Source organism: Phytobacter cepae, from assembly GCF_054165735.1.
This window is the reverse complement of record NZ_CM135107.1, coordinates 140,049-158,264: the sequence shown is the minus strand read 5'-3', so window position 1 is coordinate 158,264 and position 18,216 is coordinate 140,049. Positions and strand designations below refer to the sequence as shown.

18 protein-coding genes are annotated in these 18,216 nt (G+C 54.9%); 10 read left to right on the top strand and 8 right to left on the bottom strand.

What is annotated here, in order from left to right; all coding sequences use genetic code 11:
* The first annotated feature begins 515 nt into the window (after positions 1-515).
* The 7 genes from ACUY4Q_RS00750 to trmL all read left to right on the top strand — a co-directional run bounded on the left by ACUY4Q_RS00750 (position 516) and on the right by trmL (position 7,651).
* Entirely contained in the window at positions 516-2,426 is a 1,911-nt protein-coding gene (locus ACUY4Q_RS00750) for a PTS mannitol transporter subunit IICBA (RefSeq protein ID WP_458045253.1), read from the top strand.
* 225 nt (positions 2,427-2,651) lie between these two features.
* Positions 2,652-3,800 carry a mannitol-1-phosphate 5-dehydrogenase gene (mtlD, locus tag ACUY4Q_RS00745; protein WP_458045252.1) on the top strand — a complete coding sequence of 383 codons (1,149 nt, stop codon included), beginning with the start codon at positions 2,652-2,654 and terminating at the stop codon, positions 3,798-3,800.
* Positions 3,800-4,387: a mannitol operon repressor MtlR gene (mtlR, locus tag ACUY4Q_RS00740; RefSeq protein WP_458047444.1), complete on the top strand. Its 588-nt coding sequence runs from the start codon at positions 3,800-3,802 to the stop codon at positions 4,385-4,387. The genes mtlD and mtlR overlap by 1 nt, the downstream gene beginning before the upstream one ends.
* A gap of 59 nt (positions 4,388-4,446) precedes the next feature.
* Positions 4,447-4,809, top strand: coding sequence for a YibL family ribosome-associated protein (locus ACUY4Q_RS00735; protein WP_437433412.1), 363 nt, complete (start codon positions 4,447-4,449; stop codon positions 4,807-4,809).
* A 256-nt stretch (positions 4,810-5,065) separates the two neighbouring features.
* Positions 5,066-5,842: a transcriptional regulator LldR gene (lldR, locus tag ACUY4Q_RS00730; protein WP_458045251.1), complete on the top strand. Its 777-nt coding sequence runs from the start codon at positions 5,066-5,068 to the stop codon at positions 5,840-5,842.
* Positions 5,839-7,026: an FMN-dependent L-lactate dehydrogenase LldD gene (gene lldD / locus ACUY4Q_RS00725; protein ID WP_458045250.1), complete on the top strand. Its 1,188-nt coding sequence runs from the start codon at positions 5,839-5,841 to the stop codon at positions 7,024-7,026. The genes lldR and lldD overlap by 4 nt, the downstream gene beginning before the upstream one ends.
* Positions 7,027-7,177: 151 nt before the next feature.
* Positions 7,178-7,651 carry a tRNA (uridine(34)/cytosine(34)/5-carboxymethylaminomethyluridine(34)-2'-O)-methyltransferase TrmL gene (trmL, locus tag ACUY4Q_RS00720; protein WP_458045249.1) on the top strand — a complete coding sequence of 158 codons (474 nt, stop codon included), beginning with the start codon at positions 7,178-7,180 and terminating at the stop codon, positions 7,649-7,651.
* Positions 7,652-7,731: 80 nt separating this feature from the next.
* Here the strand turns inward: trmL and cysE are convergent, their stop codons facing one another.
* The 5 genes from cysE to ACUY4Q_RS00695 form a co-directional block, all read right to left on the bottom strand.
* Positions 7,732-8,553, bottom strand: a complete 822-nt coding sequence (gene cysE / locus ACUY4Q_RS00715) for a serine O-acetyltransferase (protein WP_458045248.1) — start codon at positions 8,551-8,553, stop codon at positions 7,732-7,734.
* 75 nt (positions 8,554-8,628) lie between these two features.
* A complete protein-coding gene (gpsA, locus tag ACUY4Q_RS00710; RefSeq protein ID WP_458045247.1) occupies positions 8,629-9,648 on the bottom strand; it encodes an NAD(P)H-dependent glycerol-3-phosphate dehydrogenase in 1,020 nt (339 codons plus the stop codon).
* Positions 9,648-10,115, bottom strand: a complete 468-nt coding sequence (gene secB, locus ACUY4Q_RS00705) for a protein-export chaperone SecB (protein ID WP_458045246.1) — start codon at positions 10,113-10,115, stop codon at positions 9,648-9,650. Before secB ends, gpsA begins: the two co-directional genes overlap by 1 nt.
* A gap of 90 nt (positions 10,116-10,205) precedes the next feature.
* A complete protein-coding gene (grxC, locus tag ACUY4Q_RS00700) occupies positions 10,206-10,457 on the bottom strand; it encodes a glutaredoxin 3 (protein WP_437433262.1) in 252 nt (83 codons plus the stop codon).
* Between the two features lie 17 nt (positions 10,458-10,474).
* Entirely contained in the window at positions 10,475-10,906 is a 432-nt protein-coding gene (locus ACUY4Q_RS00695; protein ID WP_458045245.1) for a rhodanese-like domain-containing protein, read from the bottom strand.
* Between the two features lie 247 nt (positions 10,907-11,153).
* Here ACUY4Q_RS00695 and gpmM point away from each other — a divergent pair, with 247 nt between their 5' ends.
* From gpmM to ACUY4Q_RS00680, 3 genes are read left to right on the top strand one after another with little or no spacing between them, the layout of a single operon-like run.
* A complete protein-coding gene (gene gpmM, locus ACUY4Q_RS00690; protein ID WP_458045244.1) occupies positions 11,154-12,701 on the top strand; it encodes a 2,3-bisphosphoglycerate-independent phosphoglycerate mutase in 1,548 nt (515 codons plus the stop codon).
* A 9-nt stretch (positions 12,702-12,710) separates the two neighbouring features.
* Positions 12,711-13,976, top strand: a complete 1,266-nt coding sequence (gene envC / locus ACUY4Q_RS00685) for a murein hydrolase activator EnvC (protein ID WP_458045243.1) — start codon at positions 12,711-12,713, stop codon at positions 13,974-13,976.
* A 3-nt stretch (positions 13,977-13,979) separates the two neighbouring features.
* Positions 13,980-14,918 (top strand): divergent polysaccharide deacetylase family protein, encoded by a 939-nt coding sequence (locus ACUY4Q_RS00680; RefSeq protein WP_458045242.1) that lies wholly within the window; start codon positions 13,980-13,982, stop codon positions 14,916-14,918.
* On the opposite strand, the gene ACUY4Q_RS00675 is transcribed toward ACUY4Q_RS00680, so the two are convergent.
* The 3 genes from ACUY4Q_RS00675 to kbl all read right to left on the bottom strand — a co-directional run bounded on the left by ACUY4Q_RS00675 (position 14,915) and on the right by kbl (position 18,091).
* Positions 14,915-15,712, bottom strand: coding sequence for a glycosyltransferase family 2 protein (locus tag ACUY4Q_RS00675; RefSeq protein ID WP_458045241.1), 798 nt, complete (start codon positions 15,710-15,712; stop codon positions 14,915-14,917). The genes ACUY4Q_RS00680 and ACUY4Q_RS00675 overlap by 4 nt on opposite strands.
* 147 nt (positions 15,713-15,859) lie before the next feature.
* A complete protein-coding gene (gene tdh / locus ACUY4Q_RS00670; protein WP_458045240.1) occupies positions 15,860-16,885 on the bottom strand; it encodes an L-threonine 3-dehydrogenase in 1,026 nt (341 codons plus the stop codon).
* A 9-nt stretch (positions 16,886-16,894) separates the two neighbouring features.
* Complete coding sequence (gene kbl, locus ACUY4Q_RS00665; protein WP_458045239.1) at positions 16,895-18,091, bottom strand: glycine C-acetyltransferase; 1,197 nt, start codon at positions 18,089-18,091, stop codon at positions 16,895-16,897.
* Between the last annotated feature and the right edge of the window lie 125 nt (positions 18,092-18,216).

Below are 18,216 nucleotides of genomic sequence, written 5' to 3'. Positions count from 1 at the left end.
GCAAAGCCTTAAGTATGTACTAAGGTAAACAAATACGACGCCAGACGTTTCATAAATGTGAAAACTTATCTGGATATGTTGGGCCAGCCGCCGCGTGTGCCAGGCGAGGTGAAAGAGAATTACAGGTTGCGATGTGAGCGAAAACCAGAGTTTGCGACCGATCACACTCAGAAAACACCTGGTTAAAATATCTTGTGACGAAGATCACAAATGAATAACAAACCCACCCCAAACATTTGTGATAAGAGTCACATTAATGGGGGTACCACGCTGTTTTTTTGCCCTTTGTTCTTTTTCTACACAACATATTTGTGACGAATATCACGTTAAAGCACGGTACACCCCCTACTTTAACGTGATCTAAGTCACATTGCCGGGCGTCATCTGGACAGTTGGCTGATTCGGTGCGAGATTTCGCATCACAGAACACGGGTCCGGCTACCTCTGCCGCCACGTTAACAACAAAACCTCGGGCTTCCGGCCTGTGCGATAGCAAACATAAGAAGGGGTGTTTTATGTCATCCGATATCAAGATCAGAGTGCAAAGCTTTGGTCGCTTCCTCAGCAACATGGTAATGCCAAATATCGGCGCGTTTATCGCGTGGGGTATTATTACCGCATTGTTTATTCCTACAGGGTGGTTACCGAACGAAACGCTGGCGAAGCTCGTCGGTCCGATGATCACCTACCTGCTGCCGCTGCTCATCGGTTATACCGGTGGTCGTCTGGTGGGTGGCGATCGTGGTGGTGTGGTCGGTGCTATCACCACCATGGGTGTTATCGTCGGTGCGGATATGCCGATGTTCCTCGGTGCAATGATCGCGGGTCCGTTGGGCGGCCTGTGCATTAAGAAATTTGACGCCGCTGTAGACGGTAAGATCAAATCCGGTTTTGAAATGCTGGTGAATAACTTCTCCGCTGGCATCATCGGTATGATCCTGGCGCTGCTGGCGTTTAAAGGTATCGGTCCTGCGGTTGAAGTGTTGTCCAGAGGCCTCGCGGCTGGCGTTAACTTCATGGTTGTGCACGACATGCTGCCGCTGGCGTCCATCTTTGTTGAACCGGCGAAAATCCTGTTCCTCAACAACGCCATCAACCACGGTATCTTCTCGCCGCTGGGTATTCAGCAGTCGAATGAACTCGGCAAGTCTATCTTCTTCCTGATCGAAGCTAACCCGGGTCCGGGGATGGGCGTCCTGCTGGCGTACATGTTCTTCGGTCGTGGTAGTGCACGTCAGTCTGCTGGCGGCGCGGCTATCATCCACTTCCTGGGGGGTATCCACGAAATTTACTTCCCTTACGTGCTGATGAACCCACGTCTGCTGATCGCAGTAATCCTCGGTGGTATGACTGGCGTGTTCACGTTGAGCGTGCTGGGTGGCGGTCTGGTGTCTCCGGCGTCCCCGGGTTCTATCCTGGCCGTGCTGGCAATGACGCCGAAAGGGGCTTACTTCGCGAACATCGCTGCTATCTTCGCTGCGCTGGCTGTTTCCTTCGTTATCTCCGCGATTCTGCTGAAAACCAGCAAAGTCAAAGAAGAAGATGATGATATCGAAGCCGCTACCCGCCGCGTACAGGACATGAAAGCACAGTCTAAAGGGGCGAGTGCTCTGGCGACTGGCGACGTAACCAACGATCTGAGCCACGTACGTAAAATCATCGTTGCCTGTGATGCCGGTATGGGTTCCAGCGCAATGGGTGCAGGCGTGCTGCGCAAAAAAGTCCAGGATGCGGGTCTGACCAACATCTCCGTGACCAACAGCGCTATTAACAGCCTGCCGTCTGATGTTGACCTGGTGATTACCCACCGTGACCTGACCGAGCGTGCGATGCGCCAGGTGCCGCAGGCACAGCACATTTCGCTGACCAACTTCCTCGACAGCGGTCTGTACACCAACCTGACGGAACGCCTGGTTGCTGCGCAACGCCATGCGGATAACACCGTTAAGGTACAGAGCAGCCTGCAGGACAGCTTTGATACCAGCAACAGCAACCTGTTCAAATTAAGCGCTGAAAACGTCTTCTTGGGCCGTACTGCCAGCAACAAAGAAGAAGCGATTCGCTTTGCCGGTGAGCAGCTGGTGAAAGGCGGCTACGTTCAGCCTGAGTACGTTGAAGCAATGCTGGAACGCGAAAAACTGACCCCAACTTACCTGGGTGAGTCTATCGCTGTCCCACACGGCACCGTGGAAGCCAAAGACCGTGTACTGAAAACCGGCGTGGTATTCTGCCAGTATCCGCAAGGCGTACTGTTCGGTGAAGAGCCGGAAGATGTTGCCCGTCTGGTTATCGGTATCGCTGCGCGTAACAACGAGCACATTCAGGTTATTACCAGCCTGACCAACGCTCTGGATGACGAAACCGTCATTGAGCGTCTGGCTAACACCACCAGCGTAGAAGAAGTTCTGGCTCTGCTGAAGGCGTAATGTTCGAACGCTCCCCTGAAAATTCGGGCGGCGGGAAGGCAGGTTACAACACCACTCTGGCCACTTTTCTAAGCGACCGGGGTCAGTGAAGAAGCCAACCCACCTGCCGCTCGAACCAAACGGGGACGGACCTCTCCCTCTGGGGAGAGGGTTCGGGTGAGGAGAAACGCATGCGGTTCCTCACCCCAGCCCTCTCGGGTAAAAACATTAATGAAGGTTAATACTATGAAAGCATTACATTTTGGCGCAGGTAATATCGGACGTGGCTTCATCGGCAAACTGCTGGCGGACGCGGGAATTACCCTGACATTCGCCGATGTGAATCAGGTGGTTCTCGACGCCCTTAATGCCCGTCATAGCTATCAGGTTCATGTGGTTGGCGAAAACGAGCAGGTTGATACCGTCTCTGGCGTCAACGCCGTCAGCAGCATCGGTGATGAGGTCGTCGATCTGATTGCCACAGTTGATCTGGTTACCACTGCGGTTGGCCCGGTTGTGCTCGAGCGCATCGCCCCGGCCATTGCCAAAGGTCTGGCAAAACGTAAAGCGCAGGGACTCGACACCCCGCTGAACATCATTGCCTGTGAAAACATGGTACGCGGCACCACCCAGCTTAAAGGCCACGTCTTCAATGCACTGGCGGAGGAAGACAAAGCCTGGGTCGAAGCCCACGTCGGTTTCGTTGACTCAGCCGTTGACCGCATCGTTCCGCCATCTGAATCTGCTACCAACGACCCGCTGGAAGTGACCGTTGAAACCTTCAGTGAGTGGATTGTCGACAAAACCCAGTTCAAAGGTGCGTTGCCGACCATTCCGGGTATGGAATTAACCGATAACCTGATGGCGTTTGTTGAACGTAAGCTCTTCACGTTAAACACCGGGCATGCTATAACCGCGTACCTTGGTCAACAGACGGGTCATCAGACCATTCGCGACGCCATTCTGGACGAAAACATTCGTGCGGTAGTGAAGGGCGCAATGGAAGAGAGTGGCGCGGTGCTGATCAAGCGCTATGGCTTCGATGCTGATAAACACGCCGCGTATATTGAAAAAATCCTCGGTCGTTTTGAAAACCCATACCTGAAAGATGATGTTGAGCGCGTTGGCCGTCAGCCACTGCGCAAACTGAGTGCAGGCGATCGTTTGATCAAGCCGCTGCTCGGCACGCTGGAATACGCCACGGCACACACCAATCTGGTCAAGGGTATCGCCGCTGCGATGCATTACCGTAGCGAACAGGACCCGCAAGCGCAGGAACTGGCGGCACTGATTGCAGAAAAAGGCCCACAGGGCGCACTGGTACAGATCTCGGGTCTGGATGCTAACAGCGCGGTGGTAGCCGAAGTCGTCAACGCTTACAACGCAAAGGCATGATGCCGAATTTGGCGCGGGACATCCCGCGCCTGTTAACAAGATTGTCAGATATGCAGGCAATAATGGAACTAACACAGGCTTTCGAAAACCGTGTGCTCGAGCGTCTGAATGCTGGCAAAACCGTACGAAGCTTTTTGATAGCCGCCGTGGAGTTACTCACCGAGGCGGTGAATATTCTGGTGCTTCAGGTCTTCCGCAAAGACGACTATGCAGTGAAATATGCTGTAGAGCCGTTGCTTGACGGAGATGGACCGCTGGGCAATCTCTCCGTGCGCTTGAAGCTGATTTACGGGCTTGGTGTACTGAGTCGACCGGAATATGAAGACGCGGAGCTGCTGATGGCCCTGCGCGAAGAGCTCAACCATGACGGCACCGAATACGGGTTTACCGATGACGAAATTCTTGGTCCTTTCGGTGAACTCAACTGCGTGTCCGCCCTTCCCCCTGTCCCGCTTTTTGATACCAGCGACCCTGACCTGTACGCGATGCAAAAACAGCGCTACCAGCAGATTGTCCGTTCAACGATGGTGCTCTCTTTGACCGAGCTGATTTCTAAAATCAGCTTGAAAAAAGCGTTTCAGAAGTAAGCCTGCGCGCATTCGTGTATCCTTTGTCATTATCTCCCCCGTTTTCTGAGTCAAATGCCATGAAAGAAGTCGAAAAGAACGAAATTAAACGCCTGAGCGACCGCCTGGACCTCATTCGCCACCAGCAGGCCGCCCTGTCTTTGGTGGAGTCTGCCGAGAAATACGCAGAGCTGGAAAAAGAAAAAGAGACGCTCGAAACGGAAATCGAACGTCTGCGCGGCCAGTACAGCCAGAAGCTCAGCAAAGAAGCACAAAAGCTGGTGAACATGCCGTTCAAACGCGCCATCACCAAGAAAGAGCAGGCTGACCTCGGCAAACTGAAAAAAAGCGTGCGTGGGCTGGTCGTCGTTCACCCGATGACCGCCCTGGGTCGTGAAATGGGCCTGAAAGAGATGACCGGTTTTTCGAAGACCGATTTCTGATCCCGCGTCCCCTTCTTAACCGAAGGGGATGTCTTTCCCCCGAAAAAACGCCCATCAAGCAAGATAGCCTAATGGATGGGTTTTAATTGGTACTACCACTTCACGCATTAATGCGCACCGCTTCACACCCCGCAAAATCACATAAAATTAACATTGCCATTACAATGCAGCCTATTAACCTTGTGCTCATGGCGTTGTGCTGCCGGAAACTGGCAGTACCACTTTCCTCCCGGATTTAACTGACACGGAGCAGACCATGACCGCGACGGCTGAACGGCTTTCTGAGGATGTTGCCCGGCGTATCAGAACACTCATTAAAGAAAAAGGACTTGAGGCAGGTATGCGTTTGCCTTCGGAACGGCAACTGGCATTGCAGCTTGGCATCTCGCGCAATTCGCTGCGTGAAGCTATCGCGAAACTCATCAGTGAAGGGGTCTTACTGAGCCGACACGGTGGCGGCACGTTTGTGCGCTGGCAGCATGAGACCTGGTCAGAACAGAGCATTGTGCAACCGCTTAAGACACTGCTGGACGATGATCCGGATTACAGCTTTGATATTCTTGAAGCCCGCCACGCCATTGAAGGCAGCACCGCCTGGCATGCGGCCTTACGGGCCACGCCCGTCGAGAAAGAAAAAATCCGCCTCTGTTTTGAGGCTACCCTGGTCGATGACCCGGACCTCGCCTCGCAGGCCGATGTACGCTTTCATCTCTCCATCGCTGAGGCGTCACATAACCTTGTGCTGCTGCAAACCATGCGCGGCTTTTTCGATCTGCTGCAAAACTCGGTCAAGCAAAGCCGCCAACGTATGTACCAGGTTCCCCCCGTTTTTACCCAGTTAACCGGGCAGCACCGGGAAATTATGGATGCCATTTTTGCCGGTGACGCTCAGCGCGCACGCGACGCCATGATGGCGCATCTCAGTTTTGTCCACACCACGATTCGCCAGTTTGACGAAGACCAGGCGCGTAGCGCGCGCATCACCCGACTTCCCGATGAAAAACTCACGCTTCCCTTTGGAGACTCCGCATGATCATTTCCGCCGCCAGCGACTACCGCGCTGCCGCCCAACGCATTCTGCCCCCTTTCCTGTTCCACTACATCGATGGGGGTGCTTACGCGGAGTATACGCTGCGTCGAAACGTGGAAGATTTGGGTCAGGTGGCCCTGCGTCAGCGGGTACTGAAGAATATGTCAGCGCTGAGCACGGAAACCACGCTGTTTAACGAAAAACTCTCCATGCCGGTGGCGCTGGCCCCGGTTGGACTTTGCGGTATGTACGCCCGTCGCGGCGAGGTGCAGGCGGCGGGCGCAGCAGATGACAAAGGCATTCCCTTTACGTTATCGACCGTTTCCGTCTGCCCGATTGAAGAGGTGGCTCCCACCATCAAACGCCCGATGTGGTTCCAGTTATATGTGCTGCGCGATCGCGGCTTTATGCGCAACGCGCTGGAGCGTGCCAAAGCGGCGGGCTGTTCCACACTGGTTTTCACCGTTGATATGCCGACACCAGGGGCGCGTTATCGCGACGCGCACTCCGGCATGAGTGGGCAGAACGCCGCGCTCCGGCGCTACTGGCAGGCCGCGACCCATCCGCAATGGGCGTGGGATGTAGGTCTGCACGGCAGGCCGCACGATTTGGGGAATATCTCTGCGTATTTAGGGAAACCCACCGGGCTTGAGGATTATATCGGCTGGCTGGCGACCAATTTTGATCCATCGATTTCGTGGAAGGACCTGGAGTGGATCCGTGAATTCTGGGATGGCCCAATGGTGATCAAAGGGATCCTCGATCCCGAGGATGCGCGGGATGCCGTTCGCTTTGGTGCCGATGGCATTGTGGTCTCTAACCACGGTGGTCGCCAGCTCGACGGCGTACTCTCTTCGGCCCGCGCCCTGCCGGCGATTGCCGATGCGGTAAAAGGGGATATCGCGATTCTGGCGGACAGCGGCATTCGTAACGGGCTGGACGTGGTACGTATGATTGCGCTCGGTGCCGACACGGTGCTGCTGGGGCGTGCCTATCTTTATGCGCTGGCAACGCATGGCCGTGCCGGCGTGGCTAATTTGCTGAACCTGATTGAAAAAGAGATGCGCGTGGCGATGACCCTCACCGGGGCGAAGTCGATTAGCGAGATCGGCAAAGATTCGCTGGTACAGGAGCTGAGTAAGATTCCGGCGGCGCTGGCACCGCTGTCGCAGGGGGATGCGGCTTAAATAAGAGCTGCCTGATGCCCTCACCCCGGCCCTCTCCCACCGGGAGAGGGAGAAAACGCCCCCAGTCTTACACCGAGCGCGCACCAGAAGAACGCTGGGGTGAGGGTCAGGAAAAATTCTGCTATGCTCCCCCCGCAATTAAGGGGGCAGCATGTTAAACATCGTTTTATTCGAACCAGAGATTCCACCCAACACCGGCAACATTATTCGCTTGTGCGCGAATACCGGCTTCAGTTTGCATATCATCGAACCTATGGGATTCACCTGGGACGATAAGCGCCTGCGCCGTGCTGGCCTCGATTACCACGAATTCACCGCCGTGAAGCGCCATCATGATTACGCGACCTTTGTTGAGTCCGAAAAGCCTGAGCGTATGTTTGCTCTTACCACCAAAGGGACGCCAGCACACAGTGCAGTGAGCTATCAGGACGGGGATTTTCTGCTGTTTGGCCCGGAAACCCGTGGTCTGCCCGCCTCTATTCTGGACGCGCTGCCGCCGGAGCAGAAGATTCGTATTCCGATGATGCCGGACAGCCGCAGCATGAACCTGTCCAATGCGGTGTCGGTGGTGGTGTATGAAGCCTGGCGCCAGCTCGGTTATCCTGGCGCGGTATTGCGCAGCTGATATTTGCCGGATGGCGGCTCGCGCCTTATCCGGCCTACGGTTTACCAGGCCCGGTAAGCGCAGCGCCACCGGGCAAGGCGTCATATCCCGTCGCCATATTCAAACCCGTGGTTAATCCCATTAAAATGCTGATCCATATCCATCGCGGGTTTGTCTGACTCTGGCTTGCCGACGATACGCGCCGGTACGCCTGCGGCGGTCGTATGCGGTGGCACCGGTTGTAACACCACCGATCCCGCGCCGATTTTCGCACCACGCCCTACTTCGATATTGCCAAGGATTTTTGCCCCTGCGCCAATCATCACGCCTTCACGGATTTTCGGGTGACGGTCGCCGCTGGTTTTACCGGTACCGCCGAGCGTCACGGACTGCAGAATCGACACGTCATCTTCAATCACCGCCGTTTCACCCACGACGATGCCTGTCGCGTGGTCGAGCATAATCCCACGCCCGATTTTTGCCGCCGGGTGGATATCGACCTGGAAGGTCACCGAGACCTGGTTTTGCAGGAAAATCGCCAGCGCGCGACGCCCTTCGTTCCACAGCCAGTGGCCGATGCGATAGGACTGGAGGGCGTGGAAACCTTTGAGGTAGAGCAGCGGTGTGGAGTATTTGTCCACTGCCGGGTCACGGGTGCGCACCGCCTGAATATCGCAGGCGGCGGAGGCAATCATCTCGGGATCGGCCGCATAGGCTTCTTCCACCACTTCCCGGATGGCGATGGCGGGCATAATCGACGAAGACAATTTGTTCGCCAGCATATAGCTCAGCGCACTGCCCAGGTTCTCATGTTTGAGTAAGGTGGCGTGGTAAAAACTGGCCAGCATAGGCTCGCAGTCCGCCAGCGCACGGGCTTCGGCTTTAATATTGTTCCAGACCAGATCCAGTTCTTCACACGGCATTGCTTACTCCAGACGTAATAAGACGACCGGCCAGTCTATGCTGGCCGTGTCGTGAGGTAACATCATTCCCTGCGACTAGTGGCTGCTGCGCTCGTCCTTGCGCGCACGACCTAATAAGGTCAATGCTGCCTCGCGCGCATTTTTTCCGCAATACAATACCTGATAAATTTCCTCGGTAATGGGCATCTCGACCCCAAACCGCTGCGCCAGCGCGCGCACTTCCTTGGTATTGCGGTAGCCTTCAACCACTTGACCAATCTGGTCCTGAGCGGTTTGAACATCGGCCCCCTGGCCCAACGCCATGCCAAAACGGCGGTTGCGCGATTGGTTGTCGGTACAGGTCAGCACCAGATCGCCTAAGCCGGCCATTCCCATAAAGGTGGCAGGATCGGCCCCCAGCGCTTCTCCGAGACGCGACATTTCCGTCAGCCCACGGGTAATGAGCGCGGTACGTGCGTTGGCCCCAAAGCCGATGCCGTCAGACATGCCTGCGCCGATGGCGATCACGTTTTTCACCGCGCCGCCCAGCTGTACGCCGATAAAATCGGGGTTACTGTAGACGCGGAAGCTTTTGCCGCAGTGCAGAAGCTGCTGCAGATCGTCAGCAAAAACGGAGTCCGTTGAGGCCAGCGAAATCGCCGTGGGCAGCCCTGCGGCCAGCTCTTTCGCGAAGGTTGGCCCGGAAATCACCGCCAGCGGGATGTCGTCGCCTAATACTTCCCGCGCCACATCCTGCAGCAGACGGCCCGTTTCCGCTTCCAGTCCTTTGGTCGCCCAGACGATGCGCGCATCGCTACGTATCAGCGGCTTAATCTGTTGCAGCACGATGCCAAATACATGGCTTGGCACCACCACCAGAATATTACGGCTGGCGGCCAGGGCAGAAGCAAGGTCGCTTTCCAGCGCAAGGGTATCGGGAAAAGGGACATCAGGCAGGAAGGCAGCATTGCAGCGATCGTGCTGCAATGTCGCGATATGTTTAGGATCATGGCCCCACAGAACAACCTGGTGGCCATTTCTTGCCAGGGTGATGGCAAGAGCGGTGCCGTAAGAGCCGGCACCGATAACAGTCATTTCAGCATTGCGTGCGTTCATCAGGCATCCTGATGTTGTTCGGCACCTTCGCCAGCCTGCTGCTGCAAATAGTTCATGAACAGCGCATCAAAGTTGACCGGCGCAAGGTTCAGTTGCGGGAAAGTACCGCGAGAAACCAGGCTGGTAATGCACTCGCGCGCGTACGGGAACAGAATGTTCGGGCAGTACGCACCCAGGCAATGAGCCATTTGGTTACCATCAATGCCTTCGATGGAGAAGATACCGCCCTGCTGAACTTCACACAGGAATGCATTTTCTTCGCCCAGCACAGCGGTAACGGTCACACGCAGTACCACTTCGTAAACGCCATCAGCCAACTGGGTGGACGCGGTATCCAGATCCAGTTTTACTTCCGGCTGCCAGTCTTTCTGAAACACGTGCGGAGCATTCGGTGCTTCAAAAGAGATATCTTTAGTGTAGATGCGTTGAATCTGGAAAGTCATTTCCGTGTTGTTTTGTTCTGACATTCTAAAACCCTTGAGTGTTGTCCTTAAATACGCGTTTTTCAGGCTGCCACCGATTAAAGTCCGGTACAACCTGCCTTTTTTGCGTATGCATTAACGCAAGAGGGGATCAAGCCCACCACGCGCGTCCAGCGCATACAAATCATCACAGCCACCGATGTGCTGCGCATCGATGAAAATCTGGGGTACCGTCGTGCGGCCGCTACGTTTAATCATCTCTTCGCGTTTTACCGCGTCACCATCGATAGGTAACTCTTCGAAGGAGACGCCTTTGCTGCCGAGCAGCGCTTTTGCGCGATGGCAGAACGGGCAAGTTGCTTTGGTATAGATCTCAATATTGGCCATGACTGTTCCTCTGAATGTTACTTACCGCGCACCAGCGGAAGGTTCTCACCGCTCCAGCCAGCCACGCCTTCTTTCAGCACATACACCTGTTCGAAACCGGCTTTGATCAGGGCATTTGCAGGGTCTTGAGCCTGCATGCCGGAACCGTCAACGACGATAACCGGTTTGCTTTTGTGTTTCTCAAGCTCACCTACATTATTGGCCTTGATATCGTTTGGCAGCAAATTCACTGAACCGGCGATATGACCTTTGCGGAAATCGTCGCGCTGACGCAGGTCCACAATAACGGCATCTTCTTTGTTAATCAGACGGGTAGCTTCACCGCGGGTGATCACTTTCACTTTCGACGCAAAACCCTTGAACGATGTGAACAGTACAGCCCCGAGTAACGCAATCCAGGCGAGACAAAGAACGGGGTGGCGACTAACAAACTGCATAATTTCTTGCATGGGGGGTAACAGCTCCCGAATCAGTGATTAAAAAACCAGGAAAGGAGTATACCTGCGCGGTGTAGCAAATACAGCCAGCGAGCGTGATGGATTGCATTTTCTGCGGACTGTTATCAAAAAAAAGCCCCGAGACGGCGTATTCATTGCGCTGCGCTACCGTTTTCTTTGATCTTCTGCGGCTATTTTATCGATTCAGCTGTAGTAAAATTACGCAAATTTTTTTGTCTTTCAGCATGAGGTTGTCGCAATGTCGGTTTCTAAAAAACCTATGGTACTGGTGATTCTGGATGGCTACGGCTACCGTGAAGACCAGCAGGATAACGCTATTTTCAGCGCAAAAACCCCGGTCATGGATGCGCTTTGGGCCAAACGCCCGCATACGCTGGTTGATGCATCTGGCCTGGAAGTGGGTCTGCCGGACCGTCAGATGGGTAACTCCGAAGTCGGTCACGTAAACCTGGGAGCGGGCCGTATCGTGTATCAGGATCTGACCCGTCTGGATGTTGAAATTAAAGAACGGACTTTCTTCAGCAACCCGGTACTGAGCGGTGCGGTGGATAACGCGGTTGCCGCTGGCAAAGCCGTCCACATCATGGGCCTGCTCTCTGCCGGGGGTGTTCACAGCCATGAAGATCATATTCTGGCGATGGTGGAACTGGCCGCTGAACGTGGCGCAGAAAAAATCTATCTTCACGCTTTCCTTGATGGCCGTGACACCCCGCCGCGCAGCGCTGAGTCTTCATTAAAACGCTTTGAAGATAAGTTTGCTGAACTCGGTAAAGGCCGTGTGGCGTCTATCATTGGCCGTTACTATGCGATGGACCGCGATAACCGCTGGGATCGCGTAGAACAAGCCTATGACCTGATAACGCTGGCAAAAGGCGAATTCACCACGGCCACCGCTGTGGAAGGCCTGAAAAATGCTTACGCCCGTGACGAAAACGACGAATTTGTGAAAGCGACCGTGATTCGTGCTGAAGGCCAGGCAGACGCAGCAATGGAAGACGGAGATACGCTGATTTTCATGAACTTCCGTGCCGACCGTGCGCGTGAAATCACCCGCGCCTTCGTTAACGCTGACTTCGACGGCTTTACCCGTAAAAAAGTCGTCCAGTTGGGCGAGTTCGTGATGCTGAGCGAGTATGCCGCCGACATTAAAGCCGCCTGCGCTTACCCCCCTTCTTCTCTCGCCAACACCTACGGTGAATGGATGGCGAAGAATGACAAAACGCAGCTGCGTATTTCAGAAACCGAAAAATACGCACACGTCACCTTCTTCTTCAACGGCGGTGTGGAAGAGCCGTTCCCGGGCGAAGACCGTATTCTGATCAACTCACCGAAAGTCGCGACCTACGACCTGCAACCGGAAATGAGCTCTGCCGAACTGACCGAAAAACTGGTCGGCGCGATTACCGGCGGCAAATACGACACCATCATTTGTAACTACCCGAACGGCGATATGGTAGGCCATACCGGCGTGATGGACGCCGCCATTAAAGCGGTCGAAGCCCTGGATCATTGCGTTGAACAGGTTGCCAAAGCGGTTGAGTCCGTTGGCGGTCAGTTGCTGATCACCGCCGACCACGGTAACGCAGAGCAGATGCGTGACCCGGCGACCGGCCAGGCGCATACCGCCCACACCAACCTGCCCGTCCCGCTGATTTATGTCGGCAGCAAAACGGTGAAAGCCGTTGAAGGCGGCAAACTGTCCGACATCGCGCCGACCATGCTGACCCTGATGGGCATGGAAATCCCGCAAGAGATGACTGGTAAGCCGCTGTTCATCGTGGAATAATCCCTCCCCATGAGGGGAAAGGCGATTTATTCAGTCACATGGGGTGCAGTTCGACCTCTGATTTACGCCAGCGCGATTAGCGCTGGCGTATTGTTGTGCGCTTTACCCGCCCACGCGGATGACCGCGATCAGTTAAAATCCATTCAGGCTGACATTGCTGCCAAAGAGCGCAGTGTTCGCCAGCAACAGCAGCAGCGTTCTGCTCTGCTCGCCCAGCTTAAACAGCAGGAAGTGGCTATTTCAGCCGCTACCCGGGCGCTGCGTGAAACCCAGAACTCCCTCGCCCAGCTCAACAAACAAATAGACGCAATGAATGCGTCCATTGCGAAGCTTGAGAAACAGAAAGCCGCGCAGGAACGAAACCTCGCCGCGCAGCTTGATGCCGCCTTTCGTCAGGGCGAGCATACCGGCATCCAGCTGATTCTGAGTGGCGAAGAGAGCCAGCGTGGGCAACGCCTGCAGGCTTACTTCGGCTATCTGAACCAGTCGCGGCAGGAGACCATCGGGCAACTGAAGCAGACCCGTGAAGAGGTCGCCTCGCAGAAAGCAGAGCTGGAAGAGAAACAGAGCCAGCAACAAACGTTGCTGTATGAGCAGAAAGCCCAGCAGGCCAAGCTTGAACAGGCCCGCAACGAACGTAAGAAAACCCTTTCAGGCCTTGAGTCGTCCATCCAGGCAGGCCAACAACAGCTGGGCGAGATGCGTGCGAACGAATCCCGCCTGCGTGACCGCCTCGCCCGCGCAGAAGCGGCTGCCAAAGCCCGAGCCGACCGGGAAGCGCGTGAAGCGCAGGCCGTGCGTGAAAAACAGCAGGATGCATCGCGCAAAGGCTCAACCTACAAACCCACCGAAAATGAACGTTCACTGATGTCCCGTACCGGCGGGCTTGGCTCGCCGTCCGGTCAGGCTTTCTGGCCGGTGCGTGGCCCTCTCCTCCATCGTTATGGCGAACAGCTGCAAGGTGAGCTACGTTGGAAGGGGATTGTTATCGGTGCGTCTGAAGGCAGCGAAGTGAAAGCCGTGGCTGACGGACGCGTGATCCTTGCCGACTGGCTGCAGGGCTATGGCCTTGTGGTGGTGGTCGAGCATGGGAAAGGGGACATGAGCCTCTACGGTTATAACCAGAGTGCGCTGGTCAGCGTGGGCACTCAGGTTCGCGCCGGTCAACCGATAGCCCTCGTCGGGAGCAGTGGTGGTCAGGGTCGACCCTCACTCTATTTCGAAATTCGCCGCCAGGGTCAGGCGGTCAATCCACAGCCGTGGTTGGGAAGATAAGTTTTGCTTCAATTTCGTCGTATTTTTGTTGTTATGGCTAGCCTGCTGGCCTGTTCCACCTCGGCATTCGCCGGAAAACTTGCCATCGTTATTGATGATTTTGGCTACCGTCCGCAGACCGAAAATCAGGTGCTGGCGATGCCGGCAGCCCTCTCTGTTGCCGTGTTGCCCAACGCGCCGCACGCACGCGAGATGGCGACCAAAGCCCATAACGCCGGGCATGAAGTGCTGATTCACCTGCCCATGGCCCCCTTAAGCAAACAGCCGCTGGAAAAAGACACGTTGCGCCCTGAAATGAGCAGCGCGGAAATCGAGCGGATCATCAGTGATGCGGTCAGCAAAGTGCCCTACGCCACCGGTCTGAACAACCATATGGGCAGTGCCATGACCTCCAGCCTGTTCGGTATGCAAAAAGTGATGCAGGCGCTGGAACGTTACGATCTCTACTTCCTCGACAGCATGACCATTGGCAACAGCCAGGCCATGCGTGCGGCCAATGGCACCGGCGTCAAGGTCATCAAACGTAAAGTTTTCCTTGATGATACGCAGAATGAAGGGGATATCCGTCGTCAGTTTACCCGCGCCGTGGAGCTGGCACGTCGTAATGGCTCCGCGATTGCGATTGGCCACCCTCACCCCTCAACGGTTCGCGTCCTCCAGCAGATGATCTATAACCTGCCGGCGGATATTACACTGGTGCGGGCGAGCAGCCTGCTGAACGAGCCCCAGGTCGACACCTCAACGCCAAACCAGGCGCAGCCGCAGAATCCGCCAGCGCCGCGAAATCCGTTCCGTGGGGTCAGGGTGTGCCAGACCAAACATGCACCCGAGCCAGTTTATGCAGGTCATTTCTTTGCAGTGGTGAAAGAGAGCGTCAGTGAAAGCACACTGATAAAGTATTTTACCAATCAGTGGCAGGGCTGGGGTAAGCCGCGCCCCTAAAGGGCGCGGGAGTTTTTCTTTTCGTTGACCGCGACGGCTTTTTCTTCGTTGTGTGAATACCAGGCTTTGAAATATTTAAGAAAACTATAAAAGGTAGCGTATAAGCCGGTCACAACGCCCACTTTACCGCTTCGCCAGGCACCGCTGAATAAATACCATTTAAAAAACGCACCGATAGCACTGATTATTCCCCGGCTTATCGATGGTTTAACTTTCTGATATTTCACTAATCTCGTCGTGTAACTATTTAGTTTACTGAATACTTCATGCAATGAATAAAAGGTATCGTGACGGACGCGTCCCGGTATTTTTGTTGACTGGAGATACCCTTCAACTTTGTCATCAACGGGCCGGTCATTAAAACGGGCATGTGCGCGATGAAATAAGCGAACCGGAAAGTCAGGTGAGGATATGGGATATATCGTGCGAATTTCTTCCCCCAGCACGTACCAATATCGCGGCAGACGCCAGGCCTGTTCAGGTGAGGGTTCCTCCCCGGCTTTCAGTTGCAAAATAAAATTCAGCGTCTGTTCGTCGAGGATTTCATCGCTATCCATACACAGCACCCAGTCATGGGCAGCAAGGCTTGTTGCATGGTTCATTTGCGCGCCATGCATGGCATACGGGTGGTGATGGACGGTCAGGCCATATTCGTGACAAATTTCCAGCGTCGCATCCGAGCTGCCGGAATCGAGTACCACAAAATCATCCGCAACCACTAATAGCGGCGGAAGCACCTCGCGTAATAAACGAGCCGAATTGCAGGTGAGCAAGCACACCGAAAGCTTGAACATAATTATCCGTAATTAAAAGTTAAACCAATCGTCAACAGACTTTAAGTTTAATCCGGTTAAACCGTTACAGAAAATGTGCCTTAAGTGCTATTTCGGCGTAAAAATGTGAGGGAGATAATAAAAAGACGCCCGCAGGCGTCTTTATTTTCAGTTCCAGCTGAGGATAACCTTCCCGGATTGCCCGGAACGCATCGCATCAAAGCCTTTCTGGAAATCATCAATACCAAAGCGGTGCGTGATAATCGGTGACAGATCCAGACCAGACTGAATCAGCGCTGCCATTTTATACCAGGTTTCGAACATCTCACGACCGTAAATTCCTTTAATAAAGAGCCCCTTGAAGATCACTTTATTCCAGTCGATAGACATTTCAGACGGCGGAATACCCAGCAGCGCAATACGACCACCATGGTTCATGGTGTCGAGCATTGTGCGAAAAGCGGGCGGCGCACCGGACATCTCCAGGCCGACGTCAAAACCTTCCGTCATGCCAAGCTCAGCCATCACCTCCGTCAGGTTCTCATTGGCCACGTTAACGGCGCGGGTGACGCCCATTTTACGTGCTAGTTCCAGACGATATTCATTCACATCAGTAATGACCACATGACGTGCACCCACGTGTTTCGCTACCGCTGCCGCCATAATACCAATCGGCCCCGCGCCCGATACCAGCACATCTTCGCCAACCAGGTCAAAAGAGAGCGCGGTGTGCACCGCATTGCCGAACGGGTCAAAAATAGACGCGACATCGTCAGAGATGTTGTCCGGGATTTTGAAGGCATTAAAGGCCGGAATAACCAGATATTCAGCAAAGCAGCCCGGACGGTTAACGCCGACGCCCACGGTGTTACGGCACAGATGGGTACGGCCCGCACGGCAGTTACGGCAGTGACCGCAGGTGATATGCCCTTCGCCGGAAACACGGTCGCCGAGTTTAAACCCTTTCACTTCCTGACCAATACCCACCACTTCGCCAACGTATTCATGGCCGACCACCATGGGCACCGGAATGGTTTTTTGTGACCATTCGTCCCAGTTGTAGATATGAACATCGGTGCCGCAAATCGCCGTTTTGCGAATTTTAATCAGCAGATCGTTATGCCCGACGTCCGGTGTCGGAACGTCGTTCATCCAGATGCCTTCTTCCGCTTTCAGTTTGGATAGCGCTTTCATCTTACGTCCTCAGGCAATCACGCCCAGTTGTTTACCGATGCGGATAAACGCAGCCACCGCACGTTCAATTTGCTCAGGCGTATGTGCCGCCGACATCTGGGTACGAATACGCGCCTGGCCTTTCGGCACGACCGGGAAGAAGAAGCCGGTCACGTAAATGCCCTCTTTTTGCAGTTCGCGGGCAAAGTTCTGCGCCACAACCGCATCACCCAACATCACCGGTATGATGGCGTGATCGGCACCCGCCAGGGTGAAACCGGCGGCGCTCATTTTTTCACGGAACAGACGAGCGTTAGCCCACAGGCGGTCGCGCAACTCGCTACCCGTCTCGACCATCTCCAGCACCTTGATGGAGGCCGCCACGATGGCCGGTGCCAGGGAGTTGGAGAACAGATACGGACGTGAACGCTGGCGCAGCCATTCAACCACCTCTTTGCGCGCAGCGGTGTAACCACCTGATGCACCGCCGAGCGCTTTGCCGAGCGTACCGGTAATGATGTCTACCCGGCCCATCACGTCGCAGTACTCGTGGGAGCCGCGACCGTTTTCACCGACAAAGCCGACGGCGTGAGAGTCATCGACCATCACCAGCGCATCGTACTTATCCGCAAGGTCGCAAACCCCTTTCAGGTTGGCAATCACCCCGTCCATTGAGAAGACGCCGTCGGTGGCAATCAGCACATGGCGCGCCCCCGCATCACGGGCCTCTTTTAAACGCGCTTCCAGCTCCTGCATGTCGTTATTGGCGTAGCGGAAACGCTTCGCTTTACACAGACGCACGCCGTCAATGATCGAAGCATGGTTCAGGGCATCGGAGATAATGGCGTCTTCTGCCCCGAGCAGGGTTTCAAACAGCCCGCCGTTGGCGTCGAAGCAGGATGAGTAGAGGATCGCATCTTCCATTCCGAGGAAATCGGCGAGTTTTTTCTCCAATACCTTATGGCTGTCCTGGGTTCCGCAAATGAAACGTACCGAGGCCATACCGAACCCGTGGCTGTCCATGCCGGCTTTCGCCGCCGCGATCAGCTCAGGATGGTTCGCCAGCCCGAGGTAGTTGTTGGCGCAGAAGTTGATGACATGGCTTCCATTCGCCACGGTGATGTCAGCCTGTTGGGCTGAGGTGATAATGCGTTCTTCTTTAAACAACCCTTCCGCCCGTGCGGTCTCCAGGTCGCTCGTTAACTGCTGATAAAAATCCCCACGCATCGCAATTCTCCAGACAGGGCAAATTTTGGCACATATTACCCAAAGCTATACGTTGATACGAGATGACGCATCATTCATTGCGCATTTTGCAGCATAAATCACGCGTAACAATCTGGCCTGGTGGC